General features: G+C 50.3%; 23 protein-coding genes. 21 read left to right on the top strand and 2 right to left on the bottom strand.

The features are described 5' to 3' along the window. The first annotated feature begins 19 nt into the window (after positions 1-19). Genes QUE61_RS05205 through QUE61_RS05195 form a run of 3 tightly spaced genes read left to right on the top strand, consistent with a single transcriptional unit; the run spans position 20 to position 3377 of the window. Positions 20-1294, top strand: coding sequence for a SulP family inorganic anion transporter (locus tag QUE61_RS05205; protein WP_286306223.1), 1275 nt, complete (start codon positions 20-22; stop codon positions 1292-1294). A gap of 51 nt (positions 1295-1345) precedes the next feature. Next, positions 1346-2125 (top strand): peroxide stress protein YaaA, encoded by a 780-nt coding sequence (gene yaaA / locus QUE61_RS05200; protein WP_286306222.1) that lies wholly within the window; start codon positions 1346-1348, stop codon positions 2123-2125. Positions 2126-2165: 40 nt separating this feature from the next. Continuing rightward, on the top strand, positions 2166-3377 hold the full coding sequence (locus QUE61_RS05195; RefSeq protein ID WP_286306221.1) for a DUF2863 family protein: 1212 nt from the start codon (positions 2166-2168) through the stop codon (positions 3375-3377). Between the two features lie 15 nt (positions 3378-3392). Here the strand turns inward: QUE61_RS05195 and QUE61_RS05190 are convergent, their stop codons facing one another. Next, on the bottom strand, positions 3393-3773 hold the full coding sequence (locus QUE61_RS05190; RefSeq protein ID WP_286306220.1) for a hypothetical protein: 381 nt from the start codon (positions 3771-3773) through the stop codon (positions 3393-3395). Between the two features lie 37 nt (positions 3774-3810). Continuing rightward, positions 3811-4800 (bottom strand): malate dehydrogenase, encoded by a 990-nt coding sequence (locus tag QUE61_RS05185; RefSeq protein ID WP_286306219.1) that lies wholly within the window; start codon positions 4798-4800, stop codon positions 3811-3813. A 108-nt stretch (positions 4801-4908) separates the two neighbouring features. Between QUE61_RS05185 and QUE61_RS05180 the strand changes: the two genes are divergently transcribed. The 18 genes from QUE61_RS05180 (at position 4909) to accD (ending at position 21193) form a co-directional block, all read left to right on the top strand. Next, a complete protein-coding gene (locus tag QUE61_RS05180; RefSeq protein ID WP_286306218.1) occupies positions 4909-5643 on the top strand; it encodes a GntR family transcriptional regulator in 735 nt (244 codons plus the stop codon). 169 nt (positions 5644-5812) lie between these two features. Further along, positions 5813-6238: a succinate dehydrogenase, cytochrome b556 subunit gene (gene sdhC, locus QUE61_RS05175; protein ID WP_286223006.1), complete on the top strand. Its 426-nt coding sequence runs from the start codon at positions 5813-5815 to the stop codon at positions 6236-6238. Positions 6239-6248: 10 nt separating this feature from the next. Then, positions 6249-6614, top strand: coding sequence for a succinate dehydrogenase, hydrophobic membrane anchor protein (gene sdhD / locus QUE61_RS05170; protein WP_286306217.1), 366 nt, complete (start codon positions 6249-6251; stop codon positions 6612-6614). Positions 6615-6617: 3 nt separating this feature from the next. After that, positions 6618-8393, top strand: coding sequence for a succinate dehydrogenase flavoprotein subunit (gene sdhA, locus QUE61_RS05165; RefSeq protein WP_286306215.1), 1776 nt, complete (start codon positions 6618-6620; stop codon positions 8391-8393). A 16-nt stretch (positions 8394-8409) separates the two neighbouring features. Beyond that, a complete protein-coding gene (locus QUE61_RS05160) occupies positions 8410-9114 on the top strand; it encodes a succinate dehydrogenase iron-sulfur subunit (protein ID WP_108508463.1) in 705 nt (234 codons plus the stop codon). Further along, positions 9111-9368: a succinate dehydrogenase assembly factor 2 gene (locus tag QUE61_RS05155; RefSeq protein WP_286306214.1), complete on the top strand. Its 258-nt coding sequence runs from the start codon at positions 9111-9113 to the stop codon at positions 9366-9368. The genes QUE61_RS05160 and QUE61_RS05155 overlap by 4 nt, the downstream gene beginning before the upstream one ends. Before the next feature lie 30 nt (positions 9369-9398). After that, the gene (gene gltA, locus QUE61_RS05150) at positions 9399-10712 is read left to right on the top strand and encodes a citrate synthase (RefSeq protein WP_286306213.1); all 1314 of its coding nucleotides are present in this window, start codon (positions 9399-9401) and stop codon (positions 10710-10712) included. 31 nt (positions 10713-10743) lie between these two features. Next, complete coding sequence (gene leuC / locus QUE61_RS05145) at positions 10744-12153, top strand: 3-isopropylmalate dehydratase large subunit (protein WP_286308291.1); 1410 nt, start codon at positions 10744-10746, stop codon at positions 12151-12153. A 19-nt stretch (positions 12154-12172) separates the two neighbouring features. After that, on the top strand, positions 12173-12385 hold the full coding sequence (locus QUE61_RS05140; protein WP_286306212.1) for a hypothetical protein: 213 nt from the start codon (positions 12173-12175) through the stop codon (positions 12383-12385). Positions 12386-12387: 2 nt separating this feature from the next. Next, complete coding sequence (gene leuD, locus QUE61_RS05135; RefSeq protein ID WP_286306211.1) at positions 12388-13035, top strand: 3-isopropylmalate dehydratase small subunit; 648 nt, start codon at positions 12388-12390, stop codon at positions 13033-13035. A 53-nt stretch (positions 13036-13088) separates the two neighbouring features. Continuing rightward, a complete protein-coding gene (leuB, locus tag QUE61_RS05130; RefSeq protein WP_286308289.1) occupies positions 13089-14159 on the top strand; it encodes a 3-isopropylmalate dehydrogenase in 1071 nt (356 codons plus the stop codon). A gap of 24 nt (positions 14160-14183) precedes the next feature. Further along, the gene (gene asd, locus QUE61_RS05125) at positions 14184-15347 is read left to right on the top strand and encodes an aspartate-semialdehyde dehydrogenase (RefSeq protein ID WP_286306210.1); all 1164 of its coding nucleotides are present in this window, start codon (positions 14184-14186) and stop codon (positions 15345-15347) included. A 12-nt stretch (positions 15348-15359) separates the two neighbouring features. Then, positions 15360-16730, top strand: a complete 1371-nt coding sequence (locus QUE61_RS05120; protein WP_286306209.1) for a FimV/HubP family polar landmark protein — start codon at positions 15360-15362, stop codon at positions 16728-16730. Beyond that, on the top strand, positions 16731-17555 hold the full coding sequence (gene truA, locus QUE61_RS05115) for a tRNA pseudouridine(38-40) synthase TruA (RefSeq protein ID WP_286306208.1): 825 nt from the start codon (positions 16731-16733) through the stop codon (positions 17553-17555). It begins immediately after the preceding gene. A 2-nt stretch (positions 17556-17557) separates the two neighbouring features. After that, complete coding sequence (locus tag QUE61_RS05110) at positions 17558-18241, top strand: phosphoribosylanthranilate isomerase (protein WP_286306207.1); 684 nt, start codon at positions 17558-17560, stop codon at positions 18239-18241. A 31-nt stretch (positions 18242-18272) separates the two neighbouring features. Next, the gene (gene trpB / locus QUE61_RS05105; RefSeq protein WP_286306206.1) at positions 18273-19466 is read left to right on the top strand and encodes a tryptophan synthase subunit beta; all 1194 of its coding nucleotides are present in this window, start codon (positions 18273-18275) and stop codon (positions 19464-19466) included. A gap of 4 nt (positions 19467-19470) precedes the next feature. Continuing rightward, positions 19471-20271: a tryptophan synthase subunit alpha gene (trpA, locus tag QUE61_RS05100; protein WP_286306205.1), complete on the top strand. Its 801-nt coding sequence runs from the start codon at positions 19471-19473 to the stop codon at positions 20269-20271. A 19-nt stretch (positions 20272-20290) separates the two neighbouring features. Next, on the top strand, positions 20291-21193 hold the full coding sequence (gene accD, locus QUE61_RS05095) for an acetyl-CoA carboxylase, carboxyltransferase subunit beta (protein WP_286306204.1): 903 nt from the start codon (positions 20291-20293) through the stop codon (positions 21191-21193). The last annotated feature ends 14 nt before the right edge of the window (positions 21194-21207 follow it).

Here is a 21207-nt window from a genome sequence, read left to right as displayed (position 1 = left end):
ACTTAGGATCATTCATAAATTGCGGTTCTCTTTGCCCTTTGCCCGTTGGTTACCGGAATATCAGAAGCCGGGAGTAGTGCGTGCGGATCTTCTCGCTGGCTTAACGGGTGCCATTGTGGTGTTGCCCCAAGGGATTGCATTTGCTCTATTAGCAGGCATGCCCCCGCACTATGGTTTGTATGCTGCGATGGTCCCGTGCATCATCGCTGCACTCTTTGGATCAAGCCGCTTAATGGTGACCGGACCAGCCAATGCGATCTCGCTCACCACCATGGCTTTGATTGCACCCTTAGCAATTCCGGAGAGTGAGCATTACGTAGTGCTGGTACTCACGCTCAGTTTTCTGATTGGCGTGATTCAGATTGCATTGGGTTTGGGTGGCGCAGGGAAGTGGGTTGAGAAAGTGCCGCACTCCGTGATTGTGGGCTTTACTGCTGGCGCTGCTGTACTGATCATTAATAGCCAAGTTGGAACCTTGTTGGGGATTGAGATCGGGCGTGGCACGAGTGTGCTCGACACTATCCTGCAAACCATCATTGCGATTCATCAAGGCCAGTGGCGACCACAGGTCTTGGCTTTAGTACTGATTACCTTGGTGACCATGCGTTTATGGAAGCCGCTCAATCGATGGATTCCCGCCATGCTGATCGCAGTAATTGTGGGTAGTGTTGCTCTGCTGGTTCTGGAGCAGTACTTCACCGAATTTTCTGGGATCCGTAAGGTGAGTGCGATCCCTGGGGCGTTGCCGCCACTATCTTATCCCGTCCTGTCACTAGAGCATCTGCAACTCCTGTTTGGGCCGGTCTTGGTGATGACTTTGTTGGCCTCGACTGAGGCGATGGCAATCGCACGTGCTTTGGCACTGAAACGCAATGACTCATTTGATGCAAACCAAGAGTTCATTGGTCAGGGGCTTGCGAATGTGGGTGGATCTTTCTTCTCAGCCTATCCATCAAGCGGATCGTTCAATCGCTCTGGTGTGAACTTGGCAGCCAATGCGCAAACGCCGCTCGCCGCGATTTGTGCCGCAGTTTTCTTATTAGTAATCTTGATCTTTGTTTCGCCTTTGGCGGAGCATCTGCCTTATGCCGTCATTGCCGCCTTACTCTTAGCGGTGGCTTGGAACTTGATTGATCTTGCGCAGATTCGCCATGAATTTCGCTCAGGGGCGCAAGAATGGATCCCAATGGTCATTACGGGGGTTGGTACCGTGACCATCTCTTTGGAATGGGCCGTTTTAGCTGGTATTTGTAGCGCCGCGATTGCCAAGCGGATTAGCGCTTCTGCAAAATAATTGAAGGTGACTAGAATAGTGTACTAAGCACTATTAAACGAGCCATCATTTATGTTAATTGTTTTATCGCCTGCTAAATCCCTCGATTACGAATCACCGTTAAAGGTTAAGAAACACACCCTATCTGATTTTGTGGGGGAGTCAGCCAAGCTCATTGCAGATCTCAAAAAACTTTCCCCCCAGCAGGTGGGCAAATTAATGGGAATCTCAGACCCATTAGCGGTACTGAACGTGGGCCGTTATCGCGATTGGTCCAAAACATTTACGACTGAGAACAGTCGGCCAGCGCTCCTCGCTTTTAATGGGGATGTGTACGAGGGCTTTGATGCAAAATCCTTGGATGCGAAGGCACTAGACTTTGCGCAAGAGCATGTGCGGATTTTGTCAGGCTTGTATGGAGTCTTACGCCCCTTAGACCTAATGCAACCCTATCGCTTGGAAATGGGTACTGCCTTGAAAAATGCCCGTGGTAAGGATTTGTATGCCTTTTGGGGCGATCGCATTACGAAAGCCCTTGAGAAAACACTGAGTCAACAGAAAAAACCATTCTTACTGAACTTAGCATCAGAAGAATATTTCAAGGTACTGCAAGCCGATGCCTTGGGGTGCCCAGTGATCTCGCCGGTTTTTCAGGATGAGAAGGATGGCAAGTACAAAATCATCTCTTTCTATGCCAAGCGAGCACGGGGACTCATGGCGCGCTTTGTAGTGGAGAATCGCATTACAGACCCGGCAGAGCTCAAGCACTTTAAATCCGAAGGCTATCGCTATAGCGCCGCAGAATCGAAGCCGGATAAACCCGTATTTCGTCGTGCGGAACAAGCGAAGTAAATTTTGAAGTAAATATATTTAGCAGGAGTGCTTATTCATTATGGCGGTTCATCGTTCCAAAACATCTCAACGTACCTCGCCTGAGACCGAGCGCTTGGTAGCGGATTCCATTTCCTTGGCCGCATCGGGTAGTCAGGTTGAAGATCGGTTTTGGGAGGAGCGTTTACGAACTCGTCTTCTCAAGCTTCTGAAGAGTCATCATCAATCAGTGATTGATGCGGCGCTTGATCAAACCTTTCGGATCAATACGGTTGCCTTTGAAGTGTTAGCCGATACCGCCGAGACCTTGGCCGAGTCCATGAGTTTTGAGCATGAGGGTTCGCATTGGGATGCATTACTCATTGCCATGCCCATTGTGGCCCATACTCGTTATCAAATTCCCTCAGGGCCCTTGCCCGTTTCCTTAATTGAAGCATCAGCTAGCGCATTGCAACGCGCAGTGGCTGCCGAGGGCACCCAATTTGCGATCGTGCCCTGGCTCTACAGCATTGATCAAATGCCCCATTCGCATACCCAAACTCGTACCTTACTTGAAACCCTAGCGAATGCCGCCGTATCCGGTGGTGAAATGAAACTCGAGCTGCGTGATATGTCGGAGACCATTGCAGTTCTGGCTGATCCCCGCTTCATTCTGGCGGTGATCATTGCGCCACATCAACAGCCGATCTTTCGGTGGCAAATGGATGGGCCTCAGCGCCAAGAGCGCGGTGTAGCCTTAGTCGAGTGGCAAAGTGCCATGTACGATCCACTGTGCCAACTCTTACCTGGCTGTGAGTTTGAGCTTCTCTTGCCCGAGGCGTATTTCACGAACTGCCGCTTGGCCGATAAACATGTGCGGCCCTTGAGTATTCGTGCAGCCGTGAACTTTCTAGAATCGACTCTTGGCGTTCTACCCGCTGGCTTGTCATGTGTGGTCGGTGCCTTTGGTGAAGAGCAAGCCGATGAGTACCGCATCGCGTTTAGCCTCAAGGGCTCCTCAGAAATTATCTATGGAGTGATTTGGCCCTTATACGATCGTGAGAGTGTGGCCAGTGACGCCCTTAATGATGTCTCGGACGAAGAGAGTCCGATTAAACGGATTTGCGATGCCTTGCATGACGCTGGTGTGGAAGATGTATTCCGGCACGCCGTGTTATTTACACCCGAGTTATGTGACGATTGTGGGGTACCACTATTTCCAGATCGGCAGGGTGAGGTAGTTCATGCCGAGATGCCCGAAGATAGTCCTTCGCAGCAACCGTTATTTCATTGATTGGTATTGGATGGATTATTTCTCGAGGGCGAGAAGGTGGGCTTCCTTGCCTTCTTTCATCGCCACGGTCTTACATTCATCTGCCACCCGAACACCCGTTTTGATGTTAAATAGCATTGCTTTTGGACCAATCACCACTAAATCAAGGCCGCTGTCGTAGTTCTTAAACCGCATACTGCCTGGTAAGGACTGCTCCTTGAGCATGGCATAGGATTTAGAGCGCCATTGCACTTCGAGCTTTTCAACGGGGCCGCTCGTAATAAAGCGCTCATTGTTACTACAGGTCCAGACATGCGGCACAGTCAATGCGCTCTGTTGAGCATGAACTTGTTGCGCAAGACCAAGCGCCATACTCACGAGCAATACTGCAAGTAATGAGCTTGGTAATTTGCGCATGCTGTCTCCTGAAATAAGTCTTTTGTAAAAATTGATCTTAACCCAAAAGATGCTTAACGCCCGCTTGTTCCTCGAGCAACTCGTTTAAGGTCAAGGTCATGCGTTCGCGGGAGAACGCATCAATTTCTAAACCCTTCACGAGGGTGTATTCACCATTGGTGCAGGTCACGGGGAAGCCATAAATGATCTCAGCAGGGATCTCGTAATCACCAGCGGACGGAATGCCCATCGTGACCCATTTACCGTTGGTACCCAAGACCCAATCGCGCACATGATCAATCGCGGCATTGGCTGCAGAGGCGGCTGACGATAAGCCGCGTGCTTCAATGATGGCGGCACCACGCTTGCCCACCGTTGGAATAAAGACATCTTTGTTCCAAGCGGGATCATTAATGAGGTCTTTCACTGACTGACCATTGACCGTCGCAAAGCGATAGTCGGGGTACATGGTTGGACTGTGATTACCCCACACAATCAGTTTCTCAATATCAGCGACTGCTTTATTGGTCTTGCTTGCCAATTGGGAGAGGGCACGGTTGTGATCAAGACGCAACATGGCAGTGAAGTTTTTGGCTGGCAGGCTTGGCGCAGACTTCATGGCAATGTAGGCATTGGTATTGGCAGGGTTGCCAACCACTAATACCTTGACGGTGCGCTTAGCGACTTGATCGAGAGCCTTGCCTTGAGCCGTAAAAATTTGCGCATTGGCGGAGAGCAAATCTTTGCGCTCCATACCTGGGCCACGTGGTCGAGCACCGACGAGCAGAGCCACATCAATATCTTTGAAGGCGGTCATTGGATCGCTATGAGCAGTCATTCCGGCCAACAATGGGAAGGCGCAGTCTTCCAGTTCCATCATGACCCCTTTGAGGGCTTTTTGTGCCTTTTCATCCGGAATCTCTAATAACTGCAAAATCACGGGCTGATCTTTGCCCAACATATCGCCATTAGCAATACGAAACAGTAGGGAATAACCAATTTGACCTGCTGCACCAGTGACAGCGACACGCATAGGGGCTTTTGCCATTACAAACTCCGGATAAAGGGTTAATGATGAATTTGCTTACAAACCATTAGTTTACATTTACACTAGAGCTAAGTCTTTTATAAGATAAAAGAATCACGATTAATCACGATGCGATCCGTAGAGCAATCCGCTAGCTTTAGCCCTCTGTATCAACAGATCAAAGAGCTCTTATTGGAGAGCTTACAAGCTGGTGAGTGGCAACCTGGGCAGCCAATCCCCAGTGAAATGGACCTAGCCGAGCGCTATAAGGTCAGTCAAGGAACTGTGCGCAAAGCCATCGACGCCCTTGCGGCTGAAAATGTGGTGGTGCGACATCAAGGGAAGGGCACCTTTGTAGCCAGTCATCGGGAAGATGCGGTGCAATTTCGGTTCTTACGTCTTGCGCCAGATGATGGCAAAGAGCTAATTCTGAAGAGCACTTTCCTGAGCTGTGAATCACGCCAGGCCGATGCGCATATTGCTGTGCTTTTGGAACAGAAGCCAAGCGACCCAGTAATCGAAGTCAAAAGAATTCAGCGCTTTGGTGGGCAACCAACGGTCTTTGAGACCATTTATCTTGTATCAAAGCGTTTTGAGGGTATTAGCCTCGAGCGCTTGAGTGCTTGGCATGGTCCCTTGTACGGCTTTTATGAGAGCGAATTTAATACCCACATGGTCTGGGCCGAGGAGCAAATCAAGGCTGTGAATGCCAGTGCTGAGTTGGCCAACCATCTCAACCTTGCCCCTGGTGCAGCGCTTTTGTCTGTAGAGCGCCGTAGCTTCACGTATGGCAATAAACCGGTAGAGGTCCGTATGGCGTATTACGAGACGACAAAGTTGCATTATGTGAACGAATTAAGCTAATGCATTAAGGATAAACACCCAAAGATATATTAATTAATTTACATAAAATCAATAAGTTAGGCTATTCGATGCAAAAAAGTGTCCACTAAGTCTGACGTTTCTAATAGAATATGTTGCAATACAACAATTTAACAATTTGGCCCATCATTCGTCAGGATTACAACCAGCTATGAGTGACTCACACCAGGACTCAAATCCAGCCCAGCAGCGGCCAGTGTTCCGGAACATCGGGATTGCACAACTTGCCCAATATCGACTTCCTTGGCCTGGCAAAGTTTCCATCCTTCACCGCATTTCTGGCGCCGCCTTATTTCTGTTTCTTCCCTTCATCCTTTTTTTATTCGATAAAAGCCTAGCTTCCGAGGTCAGCTTTGCATATTTCTCGAACTTGCTGGGTAACCCGCTTGTGAAATTGATTTGCTTAGGCTTAATTTGGGGCTATTTGCATCATTTCTGCGCCGGGATTCGTTACTTGTTCCTTGATCTTGAGATTGGAGTGGACAAGGCAGCCGCCAATCGTTCGGCGGTATCGGTCATGGTAATTAGTCTAACGTTGACTGCGATACTGGGTCTGCGTTTATTTGGTCTCTTCTAGGTCGAACGCTATGTCAAAAAATAATATTGGTCCTAAGCGTCTGGTGGTTGGTGCTCATTACGGGCTTAAAGAATGGATTATTCAGCGCGTTACCGCGATCGTCATGATTGCATTCACTGTTGTTTTATTGATCGCTTATCTTCTGAACGGTAATCCCAGTTATGACGGTTGGGCAGGCTTGTTTGCCAATCAGTTCATGAAGGTGCTGACCCTCCTTGCCTTGCTCAGTCTTTTCTACCACGCTTGGATTGGTGTGCGTGATATTTGGATGGATTATGTGAAGCCCGTTGGCATTCGCTTGGGTCTACAGGTGCTTACTGTTTTATGGCTCGTCGGCTGTGCTGCGTATGCCATTCAGATCCTATGGAAAGTGTAAAAAATGACAGCCATTAAAAAATCACTTCCCCGCAGGCGTTTTGATGCTGTGATCGTAGGGGCCGGCGGTTCCGGGATGCGGGCAGCCTTGCAACTCTCGGAAGCAGGACTCAGCGTTGCAGTCTTATCAAAAGTATTCCCAACCCGTTCGCATACGGTCGCTGCCCAAGGTGGTATTGGCGCATCGCTTGGCAATATGAGCGAGGACAATTGGCACTATCACTTTTACGATACGGTGAAGGGTTCCGATTGGTTAGGTGACCAAGACGCGATTGAGTTTATGTGCCGCGAGGCACCGAAGGTGGTGTATGAGCTTGAGCATTTCGGTATGCCGTTTGATCGCAATGCCGATGGCACGATTTACCAACGTCCATTTGGCGGCCACACTGCGAACTATGGCGAGAAACCTGTACAGCGCGCTTGCGCAGCGGCTGACCGAACTGGGCACGCCATGCTGCACACTTTGTATCAACGCAATGTCAGAGCCAAGACCCATTTCTTTGTTGAGTGGCTCGCGCTTGATTTAATTCGGGATGCAGAGGGTGATGTCGTGGGTGTCACCGCACTTGAAATGGAAACGGGTGAGGTTTATATCCTCGAAGCCAAGATTACCTTGATGGCCACTGGTGGAGCAGGCCGTATTTGGGCTGCATCGACCAATGCATATATCAATACGGGTGACGGTATGGGCATGGCGGCGCGCGCTGGCTTACCGTTGGAGGATATGGAGTTTTGGCAGTTTCATCCAACTGGTGTTGCGGGCGCGGGCGTTTTGCTTACTGAGGGCTGTCGTGGTGAAGGCGGGATCTTGCGCAACAAAAATGGTGAGCGTTTTATGGAACGCTATGCACCCACACTGAAGGATTTAGCTCCCCGTGATTTTGTATCGCGCTCAATGGATCAAGAAATTAAAGAAGGGCGTGGTTGTGGTCCGGATGGTGATTATGTAGTGTTGGATCTCACACATATTGGCGCAGAGACCATCATGAAGCGCTTACCCTCGGTCTACGAAATTGGTATGAACTTTGCGAACGTGGATGTGACCAAAGAACCCATTCCTGTCGTACCAACGATTCATTATCAAATGGGTGGTATCCCCACGAATATTCATGGTCAAGTAGTGGTTCCGAAGAATGGCAACCCCAATACGATTGTGAACGGCCTCTACGCGATTGGTGAGTGCTCATGCGTCTCAGTGCATGGTGCAAATCGTCTGGGCACCAACTCGCTATTGGATCTATTGGTTTTTGGTCGTGCCGCAGGTAATCATGTCGTGCAGGCCAACTTAAAAGCCCGCGAACACAAACCATTGCCTGCGGATGCTGGTGAGTTCACGCTCGAGCGTATTGCGAAGCTTGATAACAGTAGTTCGGGTGAGTATGCGCAAGATCTCGCGAACGATATTCGTAAGACCATGCAAACCTACGCTGGCGTGTTCCGTAACCAAGAGTTGCTCGATGAGGGTGTGCGCAAGATGGCAGAGCTCACCGAGCGTGCGAAACACCTGTGGGTCAAAGATAAATCAAAGATCTTTAATACCGCACGGATTGAAGCCCTAGAAATTGATAACTTAATTCAGACGGCTAATTCCACCATGGTTTCAGCAGCCGCGCGCAAGGAGAGTCGCGGCGCGCATGCCCATGATGACCATCCCAAGCGCGATGATGCCAACTGGATGAAACATACCCTGTGGTACGAAGGCAATCAGTTAGATTACAAGCCAGTACAACTTAAACCCCTGTCGGTGGAGTCGGTTCCACCCAAAGAGCGCACATTCTAATACCTGGATAAACACTATGAGTGATACCCGTATCTTTGAAATCTATCGTTACGATCCAGAGGTTGATAAAGCCCCTCGGATGCAACGCTATGAGTTAGAGCTCAAGGGTGAGCGCATGCTCCTAGACGCCCTGATCTCGCTGAAGAAACAAGATGAGAGTATTTCCTATCGTCGTTCTTGTCGTGAGGGCGTTTGTGGCTCTGATGCCATGAACATTAATGGTAAAAATGGCCTTGCATGTTTAACCAATATGCGATCCTTGCCGCAAAAGATTACTCTGCGTCCTTTGCCAGGGTTACCAGTGGTACGTGATCTCATTGTGGACATGACTTTGTTCTTTAAGCAATACCTCTCGATCAAGCCCTACCTAATTAATGACATGCCACCGCCCGAGAAAGAGCGTTTGCAAAGTCCGGCAGAGCGTGAAGAGCTAGATGGTTTGTATGAGTGCATTCTGTGTGCGTCGTGCTCAACCTCGTGCCCATCGTTTTGGTGGAACCCCGATAAATTTGTCGGACCTGCGGGCCTACTTCAAGCCTATCGATTTATTGCCGATAGCCGCGATCAAGCAACTGCCGAGCGCTTAGATAATTTGGAAGATCCGTATCGCCTGTTCCGTTGCCACACCATCATGAACTGCGTTGACGTATGTCCGAAACATCTCAACCCAACTAAGGCGATTGGCAAGATTAAAGAATTGATGGTGCGTCGGGCAGTATGAGCCTTGACGCTAAGCAGATTTATCAGCTTCGCAGTGCAGCGCGACGCGGTTTGTTGGAAAACGATTTAATTCTGGAGCGTTTCTTTCATCGATACGCTCATGAACTAAATGATGAGCAGGGTAGGGCGTTATCAACGCTCTTAGAATTGGATGACAATGATTTGCTGGATTTATTATTGGCTCGCAAAGAGTTAAATCCAGCGATGGATTCTGAGCCTGCTCGAGCGGTGTTGGGTATGTTGCGTCAACGATAATGAATTGCATTGACTGATTGGGAATAAATCATGATTGAATCAAACATCAAAGCCAAACTTTCTTTTTCTGACGGTACGCCCGATATCGAGCTGCCAATCTATAAGGGTACCCAAGGTCCTGATGTGATTGATATTCGGAAGCTCTATGGTCAAACCGGAAAGTTTACTTACGACCCTGGCTTTTTATCGACTGCTGCTTGCAGTTCAAAGATCACCTTCATTGATGGCGATAAAGGCGAGTTGCTCTATCGCGGATACCCGATTGAAGATCTGGCCAAGAATTGCGACTTCCTGGAGGTTTGCCAACTTTTAATTAATGGTGAGTTGCCGAATCAGAAACAAAATCGCGAGTTTCAAGACATGATCATGCATCACACCATGGTGCATGAGCAAATGCAGTTCTTCTTGCGTGGATTCCGGCGTGACGCACACCCCATGGCTGTCTTAACGGGCTTAGTTGGCGCGATGGCCGCCTTCTATCATGATGAAATTGATTATGGTGACGCCAAGGCGCGGGAAATTGCGCAAATTCGGTTGATTGCCAAGATGCCAACTTTAGTGGCCATGTCATACAAGTACTCGATTGGCCAACCGTTTATGTACCCAGACAATAACCTGTCGTACACCGCAAACTTTATGCGCATGATGTTTGCGACGCCATGTGAGCCTTATAAAGTCAATCCGGTCTTGGTTCGCGCGCTCGATCGCATCTTCATCTTGCATGCCGATCATGAGCAAAATGCATCGACCTCTACCGTTCGCTTGGCTGGATCATCGGGCACCAACCCGTTTGCTGCCATCTCTGCCGGTATTGCATGCCTTTGGGGTCCAGCCCATGGCGGTGCCAATGAGGCCTGCCTTGAGATGTTGAACTCCATTCAGGCAAGCGGTGGCGTGGAGAAGATTGGTGAATTTATTGCCCAAGTGAAAGATAAAAACTCGAATGTACGTTTGATGGGCTTTGGTCACCGCGTCTATAAGAACTTTGATCCCCGCGCCAAGCTCATGCGTGAGACCTGTCATGAGGTTCTAAAAGAGCTTGGATTAGAGAACGATCCACTTTTCAAACTCGCCATGACCCTCGAGAAAATCGCGCTTGAGGACGATTACTTTGTGGGTCGTAAGCTCTATCCGAACGTCGATTTCTACTCCGGCATCGTGCAGCGAGCACTCGGTATTCCGACCGAGATGTTTACCTGCATCTTTGCGCTCGCCCGAACCGTTGGTTGGATTGCCCAGTGGGAGGAAATGATTACCGATTCTGAATACAAGATTGGTCGTCCACGTCAGTTGTTCATCGGCGCAACCCCACGAGCCGTACCTCCTGTTTCTGAGCGAAAATAAGCGTTATATTGCTTCTTTTGCTTTAAAGGGAATTATGCGTACGCTTTATGACAAGTTGTGGGATGAACACGTCGTTCATTCGGAGGAAGATGGCACAGCAACCATCTATATCGATCGACAGTTACTTCATGAGGTGACCAGCCCGCAAGCTTTTGAGGGCCTAAGTCTCGCCGCACGCCCAGTCTGGCGTGTGTCAGCCAACCTCGCGGTCTCGGATCACAATGTCCCAACTACGGATCGTTCTGAAGGGATTGCCGATCCGGTATCGAAGTTGCAAGTGGATACCTTAGATCAAAATTGCGATCGCTTTGGTATTACCCAATACAAGATGAATGATCAGCGTCAGGGTATCGTACACGTGATTGGCCCTGAGCAGGGCGCTACCTTACCTGGGATGACCGTGGTGTGTGGAGACTCTCATACCAGCACGCACGGTGCGTTTGGAGCGTTGGCCTTTGGGATTGGCACATCCGAGGTTGAGCATGTGCTTGCAACCCAAACCCTGCTCATGAAAAAGAGTAAGAACATGTTGGTGCGGGTTGAGGGTCGTCTACAACCCGGAAGCACGGCAAAAGACATTATCTTGGCTGTGATTGGCAAGATTGGTACCGCCGGTGGCACGGGCTACACCATGGAGTTTGCGGGTGAAGCCATTCGTCAGTTATCGATGGAAGGGCGCATGACCATTTGCAACATGGCGATTGAAGCCGGCGCGCGCGCTGGCTTGGTTGCCGTTGATGAAACCACGATTGAATACATCCAAGGTCGACCCTACGCCCCCAAGGGCGAGGCCCTGCGTCAAGCGTTGCAGTATTGGCGTACCTTGCATTCAGACCCCGGCGCTCATTTTGATCGCGTGGTTGAGTTGCGCGCAGAAGAGATCGCACCGCAAGTGAGTTGGGGTACCTCCCCAGAAATGGTGCTGCCGATTGGTAGTCGCGTACCTGATCCAGAGCGAGAGCGTGATCCTGTCAAGCGTCAAGCGATGGAGCGCGCCTTGCAATACATGGGGCTTGAGCCCAATTTGCCACTTGATACGATCTATGTCGATAAAGTTTTCATTGGCTCCTGCACCAACAGCCGGATTGAAGACTTGAGAGCCGCTGCTAAAGTAGTTGAGCGTTTGGGTAAGAAAGTTGCAGTCAACGTGAAGCAAGCCTTGGTTGTTCCTGGCTCTGGTTTGGTAAAAGCGCAAGCCGAGCGCGAAGGGCTTGATCGGGTCTTTAAGGCTGCAGGTTTTGAGTGGCGTGAGCCGGGTTGCTCAATGTGTCTGGCGATGAATGCTGATCGTTTGGAACCCGAAGAGCGCTGTGCCTCAACCTCCAACCGCAATTTTGAGGGTCGTCAGGGGGCGGGTGGTCGAACTCATTTAGTAAGTCCCGCAATGGCTGCTGCCGCAGCGATTGAGGGGCATTTTGTGGATGTGCGCAAGATTGCCTAATATTTCCTAGAATATCAATATGAACTCTTTAATGCGATCTGGATTGATTCTTCTGTCAGCGATTATGCTGGCAGCTTGCTCTAACACCTGGACAGGTGTTGGTAAGGATTTGCAGGAGATGGGCAAGAAAATGGATCCTCAGGCAAAGCCCGCGGAGACTGCACCGAATCCAGCCAGTAATCCAAGCACAAATACCAATAACAAAGACGTTACAGTCACACCGGTCAAATAATCATGGATGCATTTACGGTTTATCAGGGACTAGTTGCCCCATTGGATCGCGAGAACGTCGATACCGACGCGATTATTCCGAAGCAGTTCCTAAAATCGATTCAGAAAACTGGTTTTGGTCAGAATCTCTTCGATGAGTGGCGCTATCTGGATCAGGGCGAGCCTGGTCAAGACTGTTCGAAGCGCCCCCTAAACCCTGACTTTGTCTTAAATCAGCCGCGTTACCAAGGAGCCGGTATCTTGCTAGCTCGTAAGAACTTTGGTTGCGGAAGCTCCCGTGAGCATGCGCCGTGGGCCTTGGCGCAATACGGATTTCGGGCCATTATTGCCCCAAGTTTTGCGGACATCTTCTTCAATAACTGCTTTAAGAATGGCCTCTTACCTGTGGTTTTATTGGAGCAAGAGGTTGATCATTTATTCAATGAGACCAAGGCTTTCTCTGGCTATCAGCTCACCATTGACCTTGAGAGCCAAGAAGTGATTGCCCCAGATGGGCGCCGCTATCGTTTTGAGGTTACTCCATTTCGGAAGTATTGTTTGCTCAACGGTCTAGACGATATTGGCCTGACTTTGCGGCATGCCGATAAAATAAAAGCTTTTGAGGCAGAACGCATATTGCGCATGCCATGGCTTGCGACCCAGCTCCCGTAGTCTGACGCATTCCTGGCGCTCAATGGGCTAGCGCCATTACATAAAGGTTCATGATGAAGATTGCTGTTCTCCCGGGCGATGGCATTGGTCCGGAAATCGTTGCGCAAGCCGTAAAAGTTCTAGAAGCGCTCAAGTTGCCTCTTGAGATGGAAACTGCTCCAGTTGGCGGGGCCGCCTATGACGTGGCGGGTCATCCCTTACCCCCAGCCACTCTCGATTTAGCCAAAGCAGCCGATGCCATCTTATTTGGAGCGGTGGGTGACTGGAAATACGACACTCTAGCGCGCGAGTTCAGGCCCGAGCAAGCGATCTTGGGTCTACGCAAGCATTTGAGCCTCTTTGCAAACTTCCGCCCAGCGATTTGTTACAAGGAGTTAACCGCTGCCTCGAGCCTAAAACCTGAAATTGTGGGTGGCCTCGATATCTTGATCGTGCGCGAACTCAACGGCGATATCTATTTTGGCTCACCCAAGGGTATTCGTAATGCTCCTGATGGTCTTTTTGTGGGGGCACGCGAAGGCTTTGACACCATGCGTTATAGCGAACCCGAGATTGAGCGCATTGCGCACGTCGCATTTGCAGCGGCACGCAAACGTAATCGCAAAGTGTGCAGTGTGGATAAATCCAATGTGTTGGAGACCTCTCAGTTATGGCGCGAGGTCATGACCCGCATCGGCAAGGAATATAGCGATGTGGAGTTAAGTCACATGTATGTGGATAACGCTGCCATGCAATTGGTACGCGCCCCCAAATCATTCGATGTGATCGTGACCGGCAACTTGTTTGGAGACATTCTCTCTGATGAGGCTGCTATGCTCACGGGCTCCATTGGCATGTTGCCTTCCGCATCGCTTGATAAGAACAATAAAGGTTTGTATGAGCCCAGTCATGGTTCGGCACCCGATATTGCTGGAAAGAATATCGCCAACCCTTTAGCTACTATTTTGTCGGCAGCCATGATGTTGCGCTTTTCTCTTAACTTAGAAAATGAAGCCGAGCGTATTGAGAAGGCTGTGCAAACGGTGCTGGCTCAAGGTTATCGCACGGCCGATATTGATACAGCTGGAATGAAACGCGTATCCACCTCCGAGATGGGTGATTCCGTGGTTGCGGCTCTTCGTTAATTAAATCATCAAAAGAACTTGAATATGGCATATACCCCTTTAGTAAATCCTGTAGTAGGTTTGGTTGGCTGGCGCGGTATGGTTGGCAGTGTGCTGATGCAACGCATGCAAGACGAGAACGACTTTACTCATATCGAACCTGTCTTCTTTAGCACTAGTAATGCCGGTGGTGAGGTGCCATTGATCAATGGTCAACGGGTTACTAAAAGTGAGACCCGTTTGCAAGATGCCAATGATGTGAAGGCCTTAGCCCGTTGCGATGTCATTTTGACCTGTCAGGGCGGTGATTACACCAAAGCAATTTACCCCCAGCTGCGCGCAGCGGGTTGGCAAGGGCATTGGATTGATGCAGCGAGCACACTGCGGATGGAAAACGATGCGGTGATTGTGTTGGATCCCATTAATCGTCCGGTGATTGATAAAGCACTAGACTCTGATGGTAAGAACTGGATTGGTGGTAATTGCACGGTTAGCTTGATGATGCTGGCAATGGGCGGACTTCTCAAAAGCGGCAATGTCGAGTGGATTAGTGCCATGACCTATCAAGCAGCCTCTGGTGCAGGAGCCGCCAATATGCGTGAGCTGCTCGAGCAAATGGGCACTTTGCATCACAGCGTAGCCAGTGAACTTGCCAATCCGGCCTCATGGATTTTGGATATTGATCGCAAGGTAGCGCAGACCATTCGTTCGGCAGAGTTCCCCAAAACCAACTTTCGGAACACTGCATTAGCTGGGAGTTTGATTCCTTGGATTGATGTACCGGTTGAGCATGGTCAGACCAAAGAAGAGTGGAAGGCGGGAGCCGAGTGCAACAAGATTATGGGTAATCCGCCATTTCGGTCACCAGGCAGTATTCCCATTGATGGCATTTGTGTGCGGGTTGGCGCGATGCGTTGCCACTCACAGGGCTTAACCGTCAAGTTAAAGAAGGATATTCCGCTGGCTGAGATCGAGAAGATGTTGGCGGCCGACAATCAGTGGGTGAAAGTGGTTCCTAATGAGCGGGAGATCACCGAGCGTGAGCTATCGCCAGCAGCAGTAAGTGGCACCATGACGATTCCGATTGGGCGCTTGCATAAATTAGCGATGGGCCCGGAGTATCTCGGTGCGTTCACGGTCGGCGATCAGTTACTGTGGGGTGCTGCTGAACCTTTGCGTCGCATGTTGCGTATTTTGCTTAATACCTAATACAAGACTAAGATGCCTTGGCGTTGCGTCCTGCAAACCTTATTTAACTGGCTAGTGCTGGCCATCGTGATCTTTTTCATGTGGCCCACTGCGCAAGCGGTAACTTTGGGATCCCCCATTATTTTGTCCAATCCCAAGGAGCCCTTGCGTGCGGAGATTCCGGTGCGCACCGGTATTGAGGATCGACCCTATTTGGAGTCACTAGTGATCGAGCCAGTGATGAAAGTTGACTATGAGCGCTTGGGGATCTCTCCACGCGTTTTAGATTACAAACCATCCATTACTCTCAAGCGTAATCAGCCTGAGCAATTTCTGATCGTGGTGCAAACCGAGAACCCCATTGAAACCGGTAAGGATCCATTTGTTGACATCATCTTAGGGCTCAAATGGATAAACGGCGGCATTGCTAAGACCTATAGCTTGATGGTTGGTGACGTTACTCAGGTCACGGTGCGACCCGGTCAAAGTTTGAGTGAGATCGCTTCGCAAATCAGGCCGCAATTGGGCAGTGCCGATTTGGATGAAGCGCTGCTTGCTTTATACAAAGCCAATCCCGATGCATTTATTGGAGGCAGTATCCATCGCTTAAAGGCCGGTACGCAACTCAATAAGCCCGATGCTAGCTTGTTGGGTTCCATCACTCCTGCACAGGCTAAAGAATTTGCACAAGAGGTAAACCGTGCATGGCTCGAACAGCAGGGTGAGCCAGGTCAGGGCGTGTCCAAAAGTAAAACTAGTAATCAAGCTCCAACCGCGACATCCGCCACTGGCGAAGATCGCTTGCGGATTGGCCCAGGTGCCGGTAGCGAGGCGGATACACGGCGTTATGTAGAGGAGATGGTTGCCCAAGAAAAGGCCTTGGCACAAAGTAAGGCACGCGTAGCAGAGCTTGAGAAAAATATTACTGACCTCCAAAAGCTTTTGGAGGCACGCAAAGAGGGTGTGAGCCCGGGTGATTCAGTTGCGCCGAAATCAGGCATGGATCAATGGGGACCAGCCGTCGTAGGGGTTGGGTTAATTGGTATCACGGGCTTACTGCTGTGGTCACTGGCACGCTACACACGCCGCGCAGAGTCGCACGCTCATGAATCATCAGCGGGCACCAAAGAGGCTAAGGTAGCTTCGAGCACCACAGCGATTCCACCCAAAGCGGCCGCTATTCTGTCGAGTCTTGACCTCAATCTAGACTCACCTAAACAGCACGATACTGACGCTTTGCGGGTAAAGCTCAATTTGGTGAAGGCTTACATCACCATTGAAGACTTTATCGCAGCGCGCAAAGCCTTGGAAGAGATTCTTCTGGTGAGTAGTCAGGTTGATCCACAGATCACCATCGCCGCGCGTGGCCTGTTGGCCGAGATTAATCAACGCAACCATCGTTAAATGACACGGATTGCTCTAGGCGTGCAGTATGATGGCCGCGCTTATTGCGGCTGGCAAGTGCAGCCCAATCAACCGACCGTTCAAGCCACTCTTGAATCCGCTATTAGTCAGTTCATCGGTGATGGACAAGCAGTACGAGTCACTGCAGCAGGGCGAACCGATACCGGAGTGCATGCTCTGGGGCAGGTGCTGCATTTTGATGCGCAGGTAGAGCGCGAAGATTGGTCATGGGTGCGGGGGATTAATACCTTCTTGCCACCCGATGTGGTGGTGAACTGGGCAAAGCCCGTAAGCGATGCTTTTGATGCACGCTTTAGTGCCCAAGAGCGCACCTATATTTATGCCTTACTAGCTGGGCCAACACGCTCGCCCGTCTTGCATCAGCGTTATGGTTACCAGATGCTACCAGCCGGCCAATGGTTTGATATCAAAGAAATGCAAACCGCCGCGCAGTACTTGGTGGGTGAACATGATTTCTCATCATTTCGGGCATCGGAGTGTCAGAGTAAGACCCCTGTAAAGCATCTCTACGAATGCGCCATCTGGGATCAACAGCCCTTTGTGTATTTCAAGGTCAGGGCCAATGCCTTTTTACATCACATGGTGCGTAATATTGTGGGGAGTCTTTTGCATATTGGCCAAGGGCGGCAACCCAGTGAGTGGATGAGTAAAGTTCTCGCCGGCAAAAATCGGGACTTAGCAGCGCCAACCTTTGCCCCTGATGGCTTGTATTTGGTACGGGTGTCCTATCCAGACGAATTTGCAATGCCAGCACCGCATTTACATAATGCCGGTTTTCCAAAAGAGCTTATGCTCCAATCTTAACCATGGGCTTACTAACTTACACCCCCAAGCAAACCCGGATCAAGATCTGTGGCTTGCGCACACCTGGAGATATTGAAGCCGCGGTAGCGGCCCAGGTCGATGCCGTAGGTTTTGTCTTTTATCCCCAAAGCCCCAGAGCAATTAGCCCAGAAGACGCCGGCACTCTCATTACCCAATTGCCTGTCTCGGTGGATGCAGTAGGGCTGGTGGTTAATCCCACCCCCAATCAGATGGAGAAGATTCGGGCGAATGCTGCCATAACCCTTTGGCAATTTCATGGGGACGAGACCCCCGAGCAATGTCGGCGGCTTTCAGGGGGCTTACCCTGGATCAAAGCCGCCCGAATTGGCCAGTCCTTCAATTTCCCAGAATTTTCCCTACAATATGAGGATGCCACCGGCTTTTTGCTCGATGCACTAGTCGATGGCTACGGCGGTAGTGGTACCGCCTTTAATTGGAACCTTATACCGGACACATGGGCAAACGTAAACGCGCATCGGGTCGTTTTGAGTGGTGGATTGAACTCGCACAACGTTGGCGAGGCGATCGCTCGTCTGCACCCCTGCGCGGTTGATATCTCGAGCGGAGTCGAGGTTCGTAAAGGGGTGAAAGACCCGGCATTAATCAAGCAGTTTGCGGAGGCAGTGCGTAGCGCCGATCAAACAAATCCAACTAGTCGTTCCTAACGCGCAGGCGTTAAACCAAGTCGAGGTTCCTATGTACGATAAACCAGATGAACGTGGCCACTTTGGCCCTTATGGCGGCATCTTTGTTTCTGAAACATTGATGTATGCATTAAACGAGCTCAAAGAAGCCTACGCAAAATACCAACATGACCCGGCATTTATTGAAGAGTTTCATTACGAGCTCAAACACTTTGTGGGTCGCCCATCCCCGGTCTATCACGCCAAACGCTTAAGTGAGCAATTGGGTGGGGCGCAGATTTATCTCAAGCGCGAAGATCTCAATCACACTGGGGCTCACAAGATTAATAATGTGATTGGCCAAGCGATGTTGGCCAAGCGCATGGGCAAGCCTCGCATCATTGCCGAAACTGGTGCGGGTCAACACGGTGTGGCAACCGCCACTATCTGTGCTCGCTTTGGTCTGGACTGCACGGTTTATCAAGGCTCTGTCGATGTTGCGCGCCAAGCCCAAAACGTCTATCGCATGAAGTTGCTCGGCGCCAAAGTGGTGCCGGTCGAGTCAGGTAGTAAAACGCTCAAAGATGCGCTCAATGAAGCGATGCGCGATTGGGTTACCAATGTAGAAAATACCTTCTACATTATTGGTACCGTCGCCGGCCCTCATCCTTACCCCATGATGGTGCGGGATTTTCAGAGTGTGATTGGAGAAGAATGCAAAATCCAAATGCCAGAGATGATTGGTCGGCAGCCCGACTATGTCTTAGCGTGTGTGGGCGGCGGATCGAATGCCATGGGTATTTTCTATCCCTATATCGATGTGCCCAATGTGCGCCTGGTTGGTGTTGAGGCTGCGGGTCGTGGCATGAAAACCGGTGATCACTCTGCCGCACTATGCGCTGGTAAGCCGGGCGTCCTTCATGGCAATCGCACCTATCTCTTGCAAGATGAGAACGGTCAAATTGCCGAGACCCATTCAGTATCGGCTGGTATGGACTACCCCGGCGTAGGACCTGAGCATGCTTGGTTAAAAGATTCTGGTCGAGCAGAGTATGTGGCGATTTCGGATGAGGATGCATTGAAGGCCTTCCATGATTGCTGCCGCATTGAGGGCATTATTCCGGCGCTTGAGTCTTCCCATGCAGTGGCATATGCCTGCAAATTAGCACCAACCTTAAGTAAAGATAAAGTCATTTTGATCAATCTCTCGGGTCGCGGCGATAAAGATATGCATACCGTTGCTCAAGCAACTGGCTCGGAAGGCTAGGTTCATGTCGAAGATTGCTGGCGTATTTGCAGATCTCAAAGCCAAGAATAAAAAAGGGCTGATCCCCTTCGTAACAGCGGGTGACCCGCATCCCAATTTAACCGTTGATGTGATGCACGCCTTGGTCAAGGGCGGCGCCGATGTGATTGAGTTGGGCGTTCCATTCTCAGATCCCATGGCCGATGGTCCCGTGATTCAGCGCTCATCTGAACGCGCACTCGCCCAAGGAGTGACACTCAAGCAATGCTTAGCCAATGTGCAGGCGTTTCGACAAAAGAATCAAACGACCCCCGTTGTGCTAATGGGCTACGCCAATCCAGTCGAGCAAATGGGTCACGCGGCATTTGCACAAGCCGCTAAAGCAGCTGGTGTCGATGGGGTGTTGATTGTGGATTATCCACCCGAAGAATGCGAAGAGTTTGCCAAGCAAATGCGCAGTGAGGGCATTGATCCGATCTTCTTATTGGCACCTACCTCAAGTCAAGAACGCATCCATCATGCAGCACAAATTGCAGCGGGTTACATCTACTACGTGTCGCTGCGTGGAGTAACCGGCGCCAGTAACTTAAATACGCAAGATGTTGCGAGTGTATTGCCCCTGATTCGGCAAGAGACCACGATTCCAGTTGCCGTTGGATTTGGAATACGGGATGCAGCGAGTGCCAAAGCGGTTTCTAAAACCGCCGATGCGGTGGTGATTGGCAGTCGGATTGTGCAGTTACTCGAAGAGGCAAAAAAGGGTGAAGAGTTAGCGGTGTTAGAGCGCTTTATCCATGAAATCCGACAGGCTTTAGACCAGGATTGAAGGTCGTTACAATACCGCTATGAGCTGGATTGACAAAATACTTCCGCCCCAGATCCAACAAAGTGATCCGGCCAGTCGGAAGACCGTCCCTGAAGGTTTATGGGTCAAATGTGGCGGGTGCGATGCGGTTCTTTATAGCACCGATATTGAAGCTAATCTGTCGGTTTGCCCAAAATGCTCACACCATATGCGCATCAATGCGCGCAAACGCCTTGATCATTTATTGGATCCCAAGCCACGCGTTGAAATTGGTGAATCGGTATATCCGGTCGATGCTCTCAAGTTCAAAGACAGTAAAAAATACCCCGATCGTTTAAAGCAAGCCAGTGACGCATCGGGCGAATCGGAAGCTTTAGTAGTAATCGCTGGCAAGATTGAATCCATCCCAGCGGTGGTGGCCTGCTTTGAGTTTGAGTATATGGGCGGATCGATGGGTTCCGTGGTGGGTGAGCGTTTTGTGCGCGGTGTTCAAGAGGCCATCCAGAAGAAATGCGCCTTCATTTGCATCACAGCAACCGGAGGCGCACGCATGCAAGAGAGTTTGTTATCACTCCTGCAAATGGCCAAAACAAATTCGATGCTGACCAAGCTCTCGCAAGCAGGCTTGCCCTATATTAGCGTATTGACCGATCCGACGATGGGCGGTATCTCAGCCAGTTTTGCATTTATGGGTGATGTGGTAATGGCTGAACCAAAGGCCTTAATTGGTTTTGCAGGCCCACGGGTGATTGAGCAAACCGTGCGTGAGAAATTACCTGAAGGATTTCAGCGCTCCGAGTTTCTGATGCAAAAGGGCGGTATCGACATGATTGTTGATCGTCGTCAAATGCGCGCAGAGCTCGCCAAATTACTCGCCCTATTGCAAAAGATTCCGGCTGAGAAGTTACCGAAGCAGTTGCTGCAAACCAATAGTTCGAGCTAAGTCGTGCTTGAACC

The organism is Polynucleobacter sp. HIN5, assembly GCF_030297555.1.
In the GTDB taxonomy this organism is placed as follows: Bacteria; Pseudomonadota; Gammaproteobacteria; order Burkholderiales; family Burkholderiaceae; genus Polynucleobacter.
This window is presented reverse-complemented; position numbering and strand designations above follow the sequence as displayed.

Excerpts from the sequence above, each read along its gene's own strand:
- yaaA (WP_286306222.1), top strand. The coding sequence starts at position 1,346 with ATGTTAATTGTTTTATCGCCTGCTAAATCCCTCGATTACGAATCACCG.
- QUE61_RS05195 (WP_286306221.1), top strand. The coding sequence starts at position 2,166 with ATGGCGGTTCATCGTTCCAAAACATCTCAACGTACCTCGCCTGAGACC.
- QUE61_RS05190 (WP_286306220.1), bottom strand. The coding sequence starts at position 3,773 with ATGCGCAAATTACCAAGCTCATTACTTGCAGTATTGCTCGTGAGTATG.
- QUE61_RS05185 (WP_286306219.1), bottom strand. The coding sequence starts at position 4,800 with ATGGCAAAAGCCCCTATGCGTGTCGCTGTCACTGGTGCAGCAGGTCAA.
- QUE61_RS05180 (WP_286306218.1), top strand. The coding sequence starts at position 4,909 with ATGCGATCCGTAGAGCAATCCGCTAGCTTTAGCCCTCTGTATCAACAG.
- sdhC (WP_286223006.1), top strand. The coding sequence starts at position 5,813 with ATGAGTGACTCACACCAGGACTCAAATCCAGCCCAGCAGCGGCCAGTG.
- sdhD (WP_286306217.1), top strand. The coding sequence starts at position 6,249 with ATGTCAAAAAATAATATTGGTCCTAAGCGTCTGGTGGTTGGTGCTCAT.
- sdhA (WP_286306215.1), top strand. The coding sequence starts at position 6,618 with ATGACAGCCATTAAAAAATCACTTCCCCGCAGGCGTTTTGATGCTGTG.
- QUE61_RS05160 (WP_108508463.1), top strand. The coding sequence starts at position 8,410 with ATGAGTGATACCCGTATCTTTGAAATCTATCGTTACGATCCAGAGGTT.
- QUE61_RS05155 (WP_286306214.1), top strand. The coding sequence starts at position 9,111 with ATGAGCCTTGACGCTAAGCAGATTTATCAGCTTCGCAGTGCAGCGCGA.
- gltA (WP_286306213.1), top strand. The coding sequence starts at position 9,399 with ATGATTGAATCAAACATCAAAGCCAAACTTTCTTTTTCTGACGGTACG.
- QUE61_RS05140 (WP_286306212.1), top strand. The coding sequence starts at position 12,173 with ATGAACTCTTTAATGCGATCTGGATTGATTCTTCTGTCAGCGATTATG.
- leuD (WP_286306211.1), top strand. The coding sequence starts at position 12,388 with ATGGATGCATTTACGGTTTATCAGGGACTAGTTGCCCCATTGGATCGC.
- leuB (WP_286308289.1), top strand. The coding sequence starts at position 13,089 with ATGAAGATTGCTGTTCTCCCGGGCGATGGCATTGGTCCGGAAATCGTT.
- asd (WP_286306210.1), top strand. The coding sequence starts at position 14,184 with ATGGCATATACCCCTTTAGTAAATCCTGTAGTAGGTTTGGTTGGCTGG.
- QUE61_RS05120 (WP_286306209.1), top strand. The coding sequence starts at position 15,360 with ATGCCTTGGCGTTGCGTCCTGCAAACCTTATTTAACTGGCTAGTGCTG.
- truA (WP_286306208.1), top strand. The coding sequence starts at position 16,731 with ATGACACGGATTGCTCTAGGCGTGCAGTATGATGGCCGCGCTTATTGC.
- QUE61_RS05110 (WP_286306207.1), top strand. The coding sequence starts at position 17,558 with ATGGGCTTACTAACTTACACCCCCAAGCAAACCCGGATCAAGATCTGT.
- trpB (WP_286306206.1), top strand. The coding sequence starts at position 18,273 with ATGTACGATAAACCAGATGAACGTGGCCACTTTGGCCCTTATGGCGGC.
- trpA (WP_286306205.1), top strand. The coding sequence starts at position 19,471 with ATGTCGAAGATTGCTGGCGTATTTGCAGATCTCAAAGCCAAGAATAAA.
- accD (WP_286306204.1), top strand. The coding sequence starts at position 20,291 with ATGAGCTGGATTGACAAAATACTTCCGCCCCAGATCCAACAAAGTGAT.